Annotated in this window: 11 protein-coding genes; 8 read left to right on the top strand and 3 right to left on the bottom strand. The window is 56.9% G+C overall.

Annotated features, from left to right (window positions below):
- Window positions 1-16: 16 nt before the first annotated feature.
- From KIH86_RS08070 to KIH86_RS08040, 7 genes are all read left to right on the top strand, one after another.
- On the top strand, window positions 17-1,456 hold the full coding sequence (locus tag KIH86_RS08070) for a glycosyltransferase family 4 protein (protein ID WP_223083055.1): 1,440 nt from the start codon (window positions 17-19) through the stop codon (window positions 1,454-1,456).
- Window positions 1,457-1,496: 40 nt separating this feature from the next.
- Window positions 1,497-2,591 (top strand): non-hydrolyzing UDP-N-acetylglucosamine 2-epimerase, encoded by a 1,095-nt coding sequence (gene wecB / locus KIH86_RS08065; RefSeq protein WP_223083054.1) that lies wholly within the window; start codon window positions 1,497-1,499, stop codon window positions 2,589-2,591.
- Entirely contained in the window at window positions 2,581-3,567 is a 987-nt protein-coding gene (locus tag KIH86_RS08060) for a polysaccharide biosynthesis protein (RefSeq protein WP_223083053.1), read from the top strand. The genes wecB and KIH86_RS08060 overlap by 11 nt, the downstream gene beginning before the upstream one ends.
- On the top strand, window positions 3,564-4,403 hold the full coding sequence (locus tag KIH86_RS08055; RefSeq protein WP_223083052.1) for a dTDP-4-dehydrorhamnose reductase family protein: 840 nt from the start codon (window positions 3,564-3,566) through the stop codon (window positions 4,401-4,403). Before KIH86_RS08060 ends, KIH86_RS08055 begins: the two co-directional genes overlap by 4 nt.
- Window positions 4,400-5,338 carry an NAD-dependent epimerase/dehydratase family protein gene (locus KIH86_RS08050; protein WP_235775315.1) on the top strand — a complete coding sequence of 313 codons (939 nt, stop codon included), beginning with the start codon at window positions 4,400-4,402 and terminating at the stop codon, window positions 5,336-5,338. The genes KIH86_RS08055 and KIH86_RS08050 overlap by 4 nt, the downstream gene beginning before the upstream one ends.
- Complete coding sequence (locus KIH86_RS08045; RefSeq protein ID WP_223083051.1) at window positions 5,335-6,057, top strand: glycosyltransferase; 723 nt, start codon at window positions 5,335-5,337, stop codon at window positions 6,055-6,057. Before KIH86_RS08050 ends, KIH86_RS08045 begins: the two co-directional genes overlap by 4 nt.
- Window positions 6,058-6,157: 100 nt before the next feature.
- Window positions 6,158-7,165, top strand: coding sequence for a YhcN/YlaJ family sporulation lipoprotein (locus tag KIH86_RS08040; protein WP_223083050.1), 1,008 nt, complete (start codon window positions 6,158-6,160; stop codon window positions 7,163-7,165).
- A 92-nt stretch (window positions 7,166-7,257) separates the two neighbouring features.
- Here KIH86_RS08040 and nagA read toward each other — a convergent pair whose 3' ends face one another.
- The 3 genes from nagA to KIH86_RS08025 are packed head-to-tail and all read right to left on the bottom strand — an operon-like array spanning window position 7,258 to window position 10,036.
- Complete coding sequence (gene nagA / locus KIH86_RS08035; protein ID WP_223083049.1) at window positions 7,258-8,442, bottom strand: N-acetylglucosamine-6-phosphate deacetylase; 1,185 nt, start codon at window positions 8,440-8,442, stop codon at window positions 7,258-7,260.
- Window positions 8,430-9,158 (bottom strand): glucosamine-6-phosphate deaminase, encoded by a 729-nt coding sequence (gene nagB / locus KIH86_RS08030; protein WP_223083048.1) that lies wholly within the window; start codon window positions 9,156-9,158, stop codon window positions 8,430-8,432. The genes nagA and nagB overlap by 13 nt, the downstream gene beginning before the upstream one ends.
- On the bottom strand, window positions 9,155-10,036 hold the full coding sequence (locus KIH86_RS08025; RefSeq protein ID WP_223083047.1) for a MurR/RpiR family transcriptional regulator: 882 nt from the start codon (window positions 10,034-10,036) through the stop codon (window positions 9,155-9,157). Before KIH86_RS08025 ends, nagB begins: the two co-directional genes overlap by 4 nt.
- A gap of 263 nt (window positions 10,037-10,299) precedes the next feature.
- Between KIH86_RS08025 and KIH86_RS08020 the strand changes: the two genes are divergently transcribed.
- Window positions 10,300-13,191 carry a tetratricopeptide repeat protein gene (locus tag KIH86_RS08020; RefSeq protein WP_223083046.1) on the top strand — a complete coding sequence of 964 codons (2,892 nt, stop codon included), beginning with the start codon at window positions 10,300-10,302 and terminating at the stop codon, window positions 13,189-13,191.
- Window positions 13,192-13,220: the final 29 nt, after the last annotated feature.

Here is a 13,220-nt window from a genome sequence, read left to right as displayed (position 1 = left end):
GAGCGGCCATATGCCAATGGCCGACAAACCTGCGGTTGTTCTGTTTTCCCATGTATCCAACGGCAGCAGCATTACGGGCGCCGAGAAACTGCTGCTTACCTTTGCCAGGGAACTGGCTCCCTATTTCGACTGCCTCCTGGCGGCACCGAAGGAAGGCAAGCTGACCCGTCAGGCCCGGCAGTCCGGAATACCGGTTGAACTGCTGTCCATACCGCTGCTGTATGGATTGTATACCCCTTACGCGGGACTGGAGCAGGATCTGGCCGAGCTTCAGGGCAGCCGGGATTTCCGGGAGCTGACAGCATGGCTCGATGTGCGGCGGCCTGCGTTCATCGTGACAAGCACCTGCGTGAACGTGCTGCCTGCTGCGGCGGCCAAAAGCCTGGGAATCCCGGTTGTGTGGAAAATCAGCGAAACGATCGCGATCAATGAGTATACGGCGATCACTACCGGAATTATCCACAGACTCAGCGACCAGATTCTCTGCATATCCGAGACGGCGGCAGAGCCGTTCGGACCGGAAGCGCGGGAGCATATCGCGCTGCTGCCGCCTACATGGAATGACGGAGAGCTGATGGAGCCGGCCTGGAGCAAGCTTCGCTCCGAACGGAGACGGGAGCTGAACATCAAGCCCGGGCATCCGCTGGTCGGGTATATCTCCTCATATATCAATGAGCCGAAGGGGCTTGAGCATTTCATTCATATGGCCGTTGCGGTAGCGGCGGAGCGGCCGGACTGCCGCTTTCTCGTAATCGGCGAGCCGGGCGACAAGGCGTACTATGCCCGCTGTCTCAAGAAGGTGAAGCTCGAGGGTCTGCTGTCCCGATTCCGCTTCACCGGCTATGAAGCATGTCCGCCCCAGGCTTATTGCGCCATGGACGTAGTCGTTGTTCCAAGCCTCGTCCGCGAAGGATTCGGCATGACCGCGCTGGAGGGTCTCGTCTTCGGCAAGCCGGTCGTCGCCTATGATTCCGGCGGCCTTGGAGAGATTCTCCGCGCTGTCGGCTTCGAGGACGGCCTGGCGCCGCCGCAGAATCATGAAATACTGGCGCATCGCGTCCTCAGCTTCCTGAACCCGGCGCTCGCGGGGGACATCGGCTACAACGTCCGGCTTCGGGCGACCGCCCTGTACGGACCTGCCGCTTACCGCGAGCGCCTGAGAATTCTGGCGGAGAATTGGCTTCTCCGCTGGCCTGTGCCTCCGGCGGCTGTACTTCCGCCGGCACCGGAGCCTCCCGCCGCTGCCGAAGGCGGGAGCTCTGAAAAGCGGGCCAAGGGGCTTAAGGCCCGCCGCTCCGGGAAGCCGCGGGGCGGGAAGCGCCGGCGGCTCTCCCGGCACAAGGCTCCGCGCCTGCGCCGGAAGCTGCGGAAGCCGAAGTCTGCGAAGACGGCGGTCCGGCGCCGGTCGCGGCGGCGTGGCGGCAGAACCCGCTCACGCGCACGGAAACGGCGCTGAGGCGGCTATAGCCTAACAAGAGCTTACAGGGAGTGAAAACATGAAGATCATGACCATTCTCGGCACACGGCCGGAGATCATTCGACTGAGCGTGATTGTGCCTCTGCTCGACCGGTGCGCGGACCGGCATGTGCTGGTCCATACCGGCCAGAATTTCACCGAAAGCCTCAGCGGTATCTTCTTCAAGGAGCTGGGTCTTCGGGCGCCGGACTATTATCTGCAGGAGAAACAGGCGGGAATCGGGGGCCAGCTGGCGGCTATGTTCGGCGGGCTGGAGCCGATTCTCATGAAGGAGCGGCCCGACCGGGTTCTGCTGCTCGGGGATACCAACAGCGCTCTCTGCGCCATTCTGGCCGAGCGGATGGGCATACCGGTTGTGCATATGGAGGCGGGCAACCGCTGCTACGACCTCGCGGTGCCTGAAGAGAAGAACCGGCGGGTCATCGACGCCGTGTCGACCGTGAATATGCCCTACACCCCTCAGAGCAAGCGAAACCTGCTGGCGGAGGGCATACCTTCCGGCCGGATTGTGCTGACCGGCAATCCGATCCATGAGGTCATGAATCATTACCGCAGCCGTATCGAATCAAGCGATATTCTGGCGCGGCTTGGACTTGAAGAGGGAGAGTATTTTCTCGTGACGGCCCACCGGGCCGAGAATGTCGACAGTCCAGGGCCGCTGCTTGAGATCATGACCGGACTGAACCGGATTGCGGAGCATTTCGGCATACGGCTCATCTGCAGCATCCATCCCCGTACTAGATCGAGACTCGGCAATGACTTCCCGCTGCAGATGCACAGTCTTGTGGAATTTTATGAGCCGTTCGGTTTTTTTGATTTTATCTCGCTTGAGAAGAATGCCTTCTGCGCCGTCACCGACAGCGGCACGGTCCAGGAGGAATGCTGCCTGATGGGTGTGCCGACGGTCACCGTTCGGCGGACGACCGAACGGCCGGAGACCGTAGACTGCGGCAGCAACATCGTATCGGGCGTAGACGCCGAAGCCATCGTGCGCAGCGCGAAGCTGATGACGGGACTGGAGCGCAAGTGGGAAATTCCGGAGGGCTATCTGGCGCCGGACGTATCGCGCAAGGTCGTTAAATTTTTGCTTGGAGGGAACCTGTATGTTCAATAATCAACGGATTCTGGTAACAGGCGGCACCGGTTCCTGGGGGCATGAACTAATCCGGCAGCTGCTGCAGCAGAACCCGAAGGAAATCATCGTCTTCTCGCGCGGCGAGTCGGCCCAGGTCGCCATGAGCCGTGAATTTGAGAACGCCCGCTTGACCTTTGTGATCGGGGATATCCGGGACAGGGAGGCGCTGTCCGCGGCCTGCCGGGGAGTGGATTATGTGTTTCATCTCGCCGCTCTGAAGCATGTGCCCGTCTGCGAGGATCAGCCGTACGAAGCGCTCAAGACCAATGTGATCGGGACGCAGAACGTCATTGAATCCGCAGCCGCAAGCCATGTGAAGAAAGTGATCTACATTTCCACCGACAAAGCGGCCAACCCGTCCAACTTCTACGGCATGACCAAAGCCATCGGCGAGAAGCTGATGGTCTATGCAAATCTCCTTGGCGCAAGCACGCAGTTCGTGACCGTGAGAGGCGGAAATGTGCTGGGAACGAACGGCAGTGTTGTCCACTTGTTCATGAAGCAAATCCGGGATAAAGGAGAAGTCAGGATCACCGATCTCAAAATGACTCGTTTCTTCCTCACGCTGCGGGACGCCATCACGCTTCTGTTCAAGGCATCCGAAGCCGCCATAGGCGGCGAAATCTTCGTCATGACCATGCCTACCTGCCGGATCGTCGATCTGGCCGAGGTGCTGATCGAGGCATCGGGCAAGACCGGTGTAAAAATAGTGGAGACCGGAACGCGGCCCGGAGAGAAGATCGACGAAATCCTGATGAGCGATTTCGAGAGCCTCTCAACCGTAGTATACGACAGCCAGTATCTCGTCATTCTGCCGACGCTCAACATTCCGGAATTGAAGGACCGGTATGCCGGCTGTGAGCCGGTCACCTTCAGCAGCTTCAGCTCCGGGAATAACTTGATGTCCAAGAGCCAGATCCGCGACATTCTGTTACGGGGAGGCTTCCTGCAATGAAGCTGCTCATCTTCGGGGGGAACGGGATGGCTGGGCATATGCTGGCGGATTATTTCCGCCTGGAGGGCCGGCACCAGGTCTTCTACACCACCCGGGACCGCAGCGACCCTCACGGGCTTATTGTCGATGTGGATAATATCGCGGCGGTGGAGCAGACAGTAAGCATCGTCTCGCCGGACATCATCATCAACGCGGTCGGCGTGCTTAACCGCTTCGCGGAAGCCGATACAATCGCCGCTTACCATATCAACGGCTTCCTCCCTCACCGGCTCCGGCGGGCGGCCGATCAGGTGTCCGCGCGCCTGATCCATATCAGCACCGACTGTGTGTTCGAAGGCACGCGCGGGAGCTATACGGAGGCGGACCCTCCGGACGGGACCTCCATCTATGCCGTGACGAAGGCGCTCGGCGAGGTCCGGGAGTCCGGGCATGTCACGATCCGCACCTCGATAATCGGTCCGGAAATCCGGCCCGGCGGCATCGGACTGATGGGCTGGTTCCTGGCGCAATCGGGCCTAGTGCCGGGTTACAGCCGGGTCATGTGGAACGGCGTTACCACACTGGAGCTGGCCAAGGCGGTCGATCGCCTGCTGGACTCGCCGGTGTCCGGCCTTATTCATTTGGCCCATCCCTCGCCGGTCAGCAAGCTTGAGCTCCTCGGCCTGATGGCTTCGGCATTCGGCAAGCCGGATGCCGAGATTGTGCCGGTCGACGTTCCCGTGCAAGACCGGACGCTTGCCGTGACGCGGACCGACACGGCCTTCGAGCTGCCATCCTATCCGGATATGCTCGCAGAGCTGGCCGATTGGATGGCAGGAAGCGGGAGATATTCGTGAGCGCCCGAAAGCTTCTGATCACCGGCGCCGCCGGCTTTACGGGCCGGCATGCCGCGTCTTTCTTCGCGGCGGAAGGCGCGGAGGTGACGGCCGTGCTGCGGGGACCCGAACCGCAGGGCGGGAGGGTTTCGCCGTTCCCTCCGGGGGTCCGCGTCATGTTCTGCGACCTTCGGAACCGCGAGGCTGTCCTTAAGCTTATGTCAGACGCGGCACCCGATGAGGTGCTGCATCTGGCCGGCCGGAACTCGGTGCCGGAATCCTGGGAACGGCCGACGCAGGTTCTGGAGGCCAATGTCATGGCGACGGCGAATGTGCTTGAGGCGCTCTGCAAGCGCCCGTCCGTGCCCGTCCTGGTCGCCGGTTCTCTGCTAAAATTCCGGCCGGAGAACGGAGAACAGCCTCAGCATCCGTACAGTCTCAGCAAGACGCTGGAGGAATGGGTAGCCTTGGCCTGGAGCCGGCTGTTCCGGCAGCGGGTTCTCGTCGCGGAACCATGCAATCTGATCGGGCCCGGCCCATCGACCGGCTTCTGCTCGCTGCTTGCCGGACATATCGCCGCCTGCGAGCGGGGAGATACGCCTTCGCCGTTCCGGCTGTCCTCGTCGCAGGACCGTCGCGATTTTCTGGATGTCCGGGACGCGGTGCGAGCCTATGACTCTATTCTCCGTCAGGGGGAGCCGGGGCGGGTCTACCGGGTGGATACCGGACGCTTTCGGACGCTCGGGGAGGTGGCGTCGCGGCTGCTCGCCATGACCTCCGCACAGGTTCCCATAGATTGGGGAGCTACAGCTGCCCCAGCTCCGCCAGCGGGCCAGGGGGATGCCGATCATGCACATGCCTCTGGGCTGGGATGGTGTCCGGACATCAACCTTGACCGTTCACTGAGAGATATTCTGGAATACTGCCGCAGCAGCGGGAAAGGAGATAGCCTATGAGGCCGAAAGTATCCGTCGTGATTCCATTCTATAACTGTCCATATATCGAGCATGCGATCGGAAGTGCCTTAGCTCAATCCCTGCCTCCTCATGAGATTATCGTGGTCGATGACGGCTCCGTGTACCATGCCGCCCAGATCACGCCGTTTCTCGTGCACCCGAACGTCCATTATTTAGGTAAAGCCAACGGCGGCACCGCCTCCGCCCTGAATCACGGTATCCGCAGTGCATCAGGTGATTATGTGGCCTGGCTGAGCTCGGATGACATTTTTTACCACGACAAAATCAACAATCAGGCACTGTTCATGGAACAGAACCGGCTGCTGATTTCGTTCACTAACTTCAATTATATCAATGCGGCTTCCCAGGCTACCCAGCTAAACGCCGGACTCGTCTTCGGCAGCCCGATCGAGCTGCTTCGCTGCTTCCTGCAGGGCAACCCCATCAACGGCTGTACGGTTATGATCAAAAAAGAGCTGTTCGGCGCGATTGGGCTGTTCAACGAATCGCTTCCGTACACGCATGATTTCGACTTATGGTACCGGTCCATATTGAACGGATATATCCCGGTCATGCTGAACCAGACCCTGACCGGCTACCGGATGCATGATGGCATGGGAACCGTCCGGCATCGCGAGGCGATCATGGCGGAAGCGGAAGCTACAAAAGCCCGCTATTACGAGCCGCTTCGCGGGCTCGTCGCTTCGCTCGGGGGGTAAATGGAAAGGCGGCTGATGTCAAATCCTTTCAGCATAGTTCCGGGCCTGCGGAGTCATCCTAACCATTGGTTGACCTTATAAACCAGAGGAGGATGACTGCATGTTACGTGCAAAAATTGGCATGACCGTTTCGGCCGCTTTGCTGGTCAGCATGATCGGCTTGACGGGCTGCGGTACCACCAACAATCAGGGGGCAGTTGGCACTAATACCGTTAAGACTCAGAGTGTTCGTGACGGACGTCTCGGTATCCGGTCCGTCCGGGGAGAGGATATGTCGAGCCTCAGCATGAACGATGCGTTGTCTCACCGGATTGCCGCCATGAAGGGTGTAAAGAACGCCAACGTCTTCGTTGTTGGCAGAAGCGCATATGTGGCGGTCTCTCTGGATAATCAGGCCCCCGCAGCCGTCAAAGGCACCACGACCAAAGGCGTTACGCCCAAAACGGTTGCACCGAGAACCGTAACACCTAAAGCTGTTGCACCGGGAGTCGTAACACCGAAAGCTGTTGCACCGGGACACATCACACCGAAGGCTGCTACTCCCGGACACATCACGCCGAAAGCTGTTGCACCGGGACACATCACACCGAAGGCTGCTACTCCCGGACATATCACGCCGAAGGCTGTTGCTCCCGATGGAATCACATCCAAAGGAATGAACATGGCTCCAGGCAGCACCGGATACGGTACAGGCAACGGAACCGGGTACGGAACCGGGGGAGGAACTTTGTATCATAACCGTGGTACAGGGATGACAGGCACGAACCGGATCGGCACTCTTACGGAAGACGGCAGAACGATGACGGGTACCGCTACGCATCCGGCTGCTCGCGGAGGCCATACCTACGGTATGTATTCCACCGGCACTTCCACCACTACCGATGCCGTGACTCCGGCGATGAAGGACAAAATTGCAGTTGAGGTCAAACGAAGCGTGCCTCATATCGACAATGTCTATGTGTCGGCCAACCCGGATTTTGTAGACCGTGCCGGCGGCTTCGCCGATCAGGTTCGCGCCGGCCATCCGATCGCGGGCTTTGCCAACGAGTTCAGTAAGCTTGTGGAACGTATCTTCCCGACACACAGCGGCACGACAACAACCCGCTAGGGATTAAGTTTATAGTGCCAAAACGAGCAAGCAGCCATTCGTCCCGGAACGGAGGAAGAACGGCTGCTTGTATTGTACATAATGAATAACTATTACGAGGACAATGCCCGTCCCTTGATCCAGACACCGTCAAGCTCAAGCTCTGCATCCAGCTTCAGGATGTCGGCTTGCTTGCCGGCCTCCAGCGAGCCTATTACATGATCCAGACCGAGCGAGAGCGCCGGTATTAGGCTGGCGGCTCTGGAGGCGTCCTCCAGGGAAAGACCGACTTCCTGCACAAGGAAGCGGAAGCCCCGAATCATCGTCAGCGTGCTTCCAGCCAGAGCGTCCGGGTTGTCACGCAGCCGGGCAACGCCGTCTTTCACAGTGACGGGTAGATCGCCGATGGCATAGCTGCCGTCAGGCAGACCCGCGGCCGCCATAGCGTCGGTGATCAGAATGAGGCCCGACGGCCCTTTGAGGCGGGCCAGAATCGAGATGGCGGCGGGGTGAACGTGAATCCCGTCCGCAATTACCTCGGCCCGTATCCGGTCATCCGCGAGTACGGCTCCGGCTGCCCCCGGCTTCCGGTGATGAAGCGGGGTCATCTGATTGAAGGCATGGACCGCCTGATTCAAGCCGAGTCCGGCGGCGGCGATCACCTGCTCGTAGGTGGCGCCGGTATGCCCGAGCGCTGCGGTAATGCCTCTTTCCCTGAGCCAGGGAATGAGCTTCTCCGCGCCGTCGCGTTCGGGGGCGAAGGTGACCTGCCGGATCATTCCCGGATAGGCCGCCTCCCATTCCTCCAGCCATTCCGTGGACGGCAGGACGATGTGCTCCGGGTTCTGGGCTCCCGGCCAATCCGGGCTGATGAAAGGGCCCTCCAGATGCACGCCCGCGATTTGGGCGTAAGGCATATCCCCGCTTCGGTAAGCATGAATCCGGGACAGCGCCAGATCGAGATCCTTCTTCGACGCGGTCATTGTTGTGGCCAGCATCGTTGTTGTCCCGTTCGCAGCGTGAAAGGCGGCTGTCTCCGATATATCCGGAAGATCCGCATACATAAAGTCATGTCCCGCTCCTCCGTGGACATGCACGTCGACGAAGCCGGGGATCAGGAGCGCATCCCCGCCCCGTCCGTTCTCCGGCCACCCCGTGCAGGCGGCAGGCAGCTCCTTAGCTTCGCCTGCGTAGAAGATGACCCCATCTTCGACGGCGACAACGCCGTCATCCAGCACTCCCTCAGGTGTCAGCACCCGACCAAACAACAGCAGCCGGGTATGGGTTAGTTCACCCATTGTCCTGCCCCCTCATCGAGTAGTACAACAACATTCGGATGAGTCTGAAGCAGGGAAGCAGGGCATTCCGTTGTGATCGGCCCCCGAACTGCCTTGCGGATCGCCTCCGCCTTCTCGGCCCCTCGCGCCAGCAGGAGAATCTGCCGCGCTTTGAGAATCGTACCGATGCCCATCGTGATTGCCTGACGCGGAACCTCGTCGATGGAAGGGAAGAACCGGGAGTTGGCCTGGCGCGTCTCCGGCAGCAAGTCAACGACATGAGTTCCGCCTTCGAGGCCGGTGCCCGGCTCGTTGAAGCCGATATGGCCGTTGCCGCCGATGCCGAGAATCTGAAGATCGACAGGGCCTTGCTCCTCCAGCATTGCATCGTAGGCCCGGCACTCGGCTGCGAGATCCGGAGCGTTGCCGTCCGGAATATGCGTGCGGGTGAGGTCGATATCAATATGATCGAACAGGTTCCGGTTCATGAAGCTCCGGTAGCTCTCCGGATGATCTGCCGGGAGTCCGACATACTCATCCAGATTGAAGGAGGAAGCCTTGGAGAAGCTGACAAGTCCTCTGCGGTGCATGGCTGCAAGCTCTTCGTAGACGCTGATGGGCGAGCTGCCGGTGGCAAGGCCGAGCACGGCTCTGGGATTGGTCTGGAGCAGTCCGGCAACCAGATTGGCTCCCGTCTGCGCGAAGTCTTCGTTCTTGCTGATTTTGTACAGATTCATGTATCGCTGCCTCCTCTTTTATGTCTGAACCGGCGGACGTTGCGGTAGGATTGCTCCAGTCTGGGGATGTAATCGGCAAACCCCGCGCTGACCATTCCGGTAAATAAAATATCGATAATATGAAGCTGGGCGATCCTTGAAGCCATATCGCCCCGGCGCATGCCTTTCTCCAGCGAAGAGGCGAAGAGCGCGATTTCGCTCAGCGAAGCCAATTTGCTGGTGCCATAGGAAGTGAGCGAGATGGTGGCTGCACCGTTCTCCTTCGCGCAGGACAGCGATTCGATCGTCTCGGGCGTTTCCCCCGAATACGAGATGGCAAAAGCGACGTCACCCTCCGACAGCGTGGACGCCGAGGTGATTTGCATATGCGGATCGGCGAAGGCGGTACAGTTCACGCCGATCCGGATCAGCTTCTGGTAGAAATCCTGGGCGACGACCGAGGAGGTAGCCATACCGTAGAGATCGATCCGGCGCGCGCCGCAGAGCAGCTTCACCGCCTGTTCCAGATTGTCCAGGTCCAGAAGTGAAGTCGTATCGCGGATGGAGGCGAGGTGATTGGCCTGCATCGCTTCGACGATCGTCGCCAGCGGATTGCCCGCTACAATATCCTGATAGGATGCCGGGCCGCCCTGCTGGCCGACTTCGGTGTGCGCGAGCTCGGCAGCCAGCTTGACCTTGAAATCGGGAAAGCCCTTGAAATGAAATTCCTTGCAGAAGCGCGTCACCGCCGCAGGACTGATGCCGCACTGCTCCGCAAGCCCGGTAATGCCGAGGTGAACGATATCCCCGGGAGCTTGGAGAATCCGCTCGGCCAGCTTGCGCTCGGTCTGGGAGAGACGCGGAAGCTCGGACTCCAGGGTATGCAGGATGGGGGACATGGACAATCTCCTTTACATTCAGTTCAATCCACTGTATTGAAAATTATTTTCTGATAATCAGCAATAATATTAAAAATTATTTTCTGAGTATAGAATAAACTGCCTTTCGTTAAAATGCAAGCCCGACAAATAGAGACAAAGACAGCAGAAATCCAGGACAATACTAACTCCGGACAGGAATTGTCTCGAAGAATGTTGAAATATGGAAGGGGTGGGGATTGACGGGTGAGAATTGAATCTTGAAATCAGGAGAGAAGATATTGATGGATAAAGTAGACATACAAGAAGGAGAACTATTGGATCGGCAGGTTGATGCGTTAATCAACCTTTACGTTGAGGGAACCCCTTTCGGCGAGAGAGCCGGAGACGCCATCTTTAGGGAAGCGGGAGAGGAATTGCTGGAAGAATGCAGACGGCAAGGCAATTGCGCTTCCGGCGATGCTTTTATAACAGGAGCCTATGAGCTGTCCGGCAGGATCAAATGGATTATTCATGCGTCTGCGCCCGGATGGGCGGAGGCAGGGGAAGCGGATGCGGCAGAGCGGCTGGAGGCATGCTTCCGTCGTTCACTCGAGCTTGCGGTATCGCATCAGGCGGAGACGGTCGCGGTTTCCTGCGAGAGCATCAAGGCGATCGATTATCCGGCCGGAAAGGCTGAAGCCATTCTGCTGAAGGAAATATTGCGTTTTCTCAAAGCGGATGGTGAGATACGGAACATAACGATTGTGTGCAAAGAATCGGATACATATGACTGGATTACCGAACTGGCTGCGTTAATGACGGATGTGGAGAATAAGCGGACAGGCGGGAACAACGAGTCGATAGCGAGAGCTATCAATAACTTGGGTAACTTTTATTACAAGCATTTCTTGTATGATGAATCGATCAAAGAATATTCGGAAGCCACGGGTTTAAAACCGGAGGATGCAGTAATTTGGGGGAATTTGGGGGCAGCCTACTTAGGGGCGAAGAATATCGATGATGCTATGGCAGCGCTGCAAAAATCCATGGGAATGGAGCCTGGAAACGGAAGGTACAGGAACCTGATGGGGCTGTGTTACCGGGGAAAGCGCGATTTTGAGCAGGCGATTGCCTCTGGAATAGAAGCGACAGAATTAGCGCCTGATAATGCAGTTTACTGGTATAACCTGGGGAGCAGCCAGCACAACAGCGGAGGTTATGAAGAAGCGATAGCAGCGAAAAGGAAAGCGACGGAGCTGGAGCCGCAAAACGCAATGTATTGGGACAGCCTAGGTACAAGCTATTATAAGAACGGAGAGTATGCAGCGGCTGTTTCAGCGGGCAAGAAAGCAACGGAACTGGAGCCGCGGAATGCGGGCTTCTGGAATAGTCTTGGAATCAGTCAGCATGAAAAAGGGGATTATGAAGCGGCTGTAGAAGCCAAGACCAAAGCAACCGAACTGATGCCCGACAATCCGGAATTCTGGAGAAGTTTGGGAGTTAGCCATGATGTCAGAGGAGATTATAAAGCGGCGATCGCGGCGAAGAAGACGGCAATAAAACTGAATGAGGACAATGACGACTACTGGAATAGTATCGGAAATTCCTATCGCAATATGGGAGACACCAACGAAGAGATCAAGGCCAGATTGAAGGCGATCGAATTAAACCCCAAAGAAGTTGGCCACCATAATCGGCTGGGCCTGGCATATATCAGACAGAAGAAATTCTCTAAGGCATATGAGGCTTTTCATGCAGCTATCCAATTATTGCCGGATAAATCCTATCTCTATTATAATCTTTCAGTCGCCTATTATTATGATGGCCAATTGAATCAAGCGTTAAAATACTCGGAACAGGTGGTCAAGATAGACCGGGGCAATCGGGGAGGAAGTGTAAACCCGAGCCATTATTATTTTTTGGGCTGGCTGACCTATTTGAAGACTGGTGATATCGAGCAGGCGAAGTCATTATTCATGGAAGGTAGAGAATTCGCTGGGCGGGAGGATAATAATGTCACCTCCTTTTTAAAAATGATCATCAGAAGAAAGCGGAGCAGCAATCCTGAAGACTATCGGATTATCCATCATTTCGCGGCTGTGCATGCCGAATTGTTGGAGGATACCCAGTTTTATTTTATAAGCAAAATCATAAGGGATTTTAAAGACCAGGACGATATCCAGTTAAGGCTGATTACGATGCAAATCCGGCTGAGGAACATGATGAACGCATGTGCCTACGATGTCACCAAGGGACAGCATCTGGCCCACTATTCCCGGATGAGCGTATTGTCAAAGGTGATGAAGAAGCCGGGGGAGGATAACGCCAAAGCCGTGAAACTGCGGCTTAACAACGCCGCATATATGAATGATCCATCCGAAGGACTCATGCTGATCGATGCGTTGATTCAATGCCATGAACACGAGAGTCCCCTGCTGAATGAGGTGCGGGATAATTTCCACAATTCAGCCGATGCGGATATGCAGTCCAGCAATGTATATTTGCACAGTCTCACGATGCAGATTGACCAGCTGCCCATGTGGGCGCAATACGGTGATCAGGGGAAGGGTTACTGTCTTGTGATGCGAAGCGATTTCTTCGACAGCGACTACGATATGCTGGAGCATGATTTCAAGAGCGAGTGGGAGTCGGCGGATCGTTCATCGAAGAAATATATCCCCTATCGGGTAGCTTATATCCATAATGATTGCAGGGACGAAATCAGACTGAAATTCGGCAAAGATGAAGACAAGCAGTCGGAAGAAGAATTGGAAGAATTGGAGAAGAATGAACAGATTGTAGCCAGGGAGCTTAAGGAAATCGTCAATGAATTCAGCTTTTTCTCCAGGGAATGCGAGCATGACGCTGCATGCGGAGCGCTGAAAGATATCATTCTCCTTCATTTGACGGAGGCGATCGACCAGATCAGATTCCTGTTCAAGACCGAAGATTATGCCTATGAACAAGAGCTTCGGCTGATCCGGTATGCTCCTGCGGATTCTCCCGACATTAAATTGAACATGGAAGCTTCGCCCGTTCCCGAATTGTATCTGGAGAAAGACGACGACAAGCCGTTTCGCGCTTCAAAAATCATCCTGGGGCCGAAAGTGGAACAGCCCGGCAAAATCGTTCCTTATTTGAAATACGTGGACCCGGAAATGAAAGTAGAGAAGTCAAAGGTCAAGTTCAGATAAACCATCGTCCCCTGCACGATCGTCTATGG

Origin of the sequence: Paenibacillus sinensis, assembly GCF_019904155.1 — a bacterium.
GTDB lineage: Bacteria > Bacillota > Bacilli > Paenibacillales > Paenibacillaceae > Paenibacillus_AQ > Paenibacillus_AQ sinensis.
Note: the sequence above shows the minus strand (reverse complement) of the source record. Positions and strands in the feature narration are given on the sequence as shown.

Bases quoted from the DNA above. Each gene is read 5' to 3' on its own strand.
- nagB (WP_223083048.1), bottom strand. From the start codon at position 9,158: ATGAATCTGTACAAAATCAGCAAGAACGAAGACTTCGCGCAGACGGGA.
- KIH86_RS08060 (WP_223083053.1), top strand. From the start codon at position 2,581: ATGTTCAATAATCAACGGATTCTGGTAACAGGCGGCACCGGTTCCTGG.
- nagA (WP_223083049.1), bottom strand. From the start codon at position 8,442: ATGGGTGAACTAACCCATACCCGGCTGCTGTTGTTTGGTCGGGTGCTG.
- KIH86_RS08040 (WP_223083050.1), top strand. From the start codon at position 6,158: ATGTTACGTGCAAAAATTGGCATGACCGTTTCGGCCGCTTTGCTGGTC.
- KIH86_RS08045 (WP_223083051.1), top strand. From the start codon at position 5,335: ATGAGGCCGAAAGTATCCGTCGTGATTCCATTCTATAACTGTCCATAT.
- KIH86_RS08025 (WP_223083047.1), bottom strand. From the start codon at position 10,036: ATGTCCCCCATCCTGCATACCCTGGAGTCCGAGCTTCCGCGTCTCTCC.
- KIH86_RS08055 (WP_223083052.1), top strand. From the start codon at position 3,564: ATGAAGCTGCTCATCTTCGGGGGGAACGGGATGGCTGGGCATATGCTG.
- KIH86_RS08020 (WP_223083046.1), top strand. From the start codon at position 10,300: ATGGATAAAGTAGACATACAAGAAGGAGAACTATTGGATCGGCAGGTT.
- KIH86_RS08070 (WP_223083055.1), top strand. From the start codon at position 17: ATGGCCGACAAACCTGCGGTTGTTCTGTTTTCCCATGTATCCAACGGC.
- wecB (WP_223083054.1), top strand. From the start codon at position 1,497: ATGAAGATCATGACCATTCTCGGCACACGGCCGGAGATCATTCGACTG.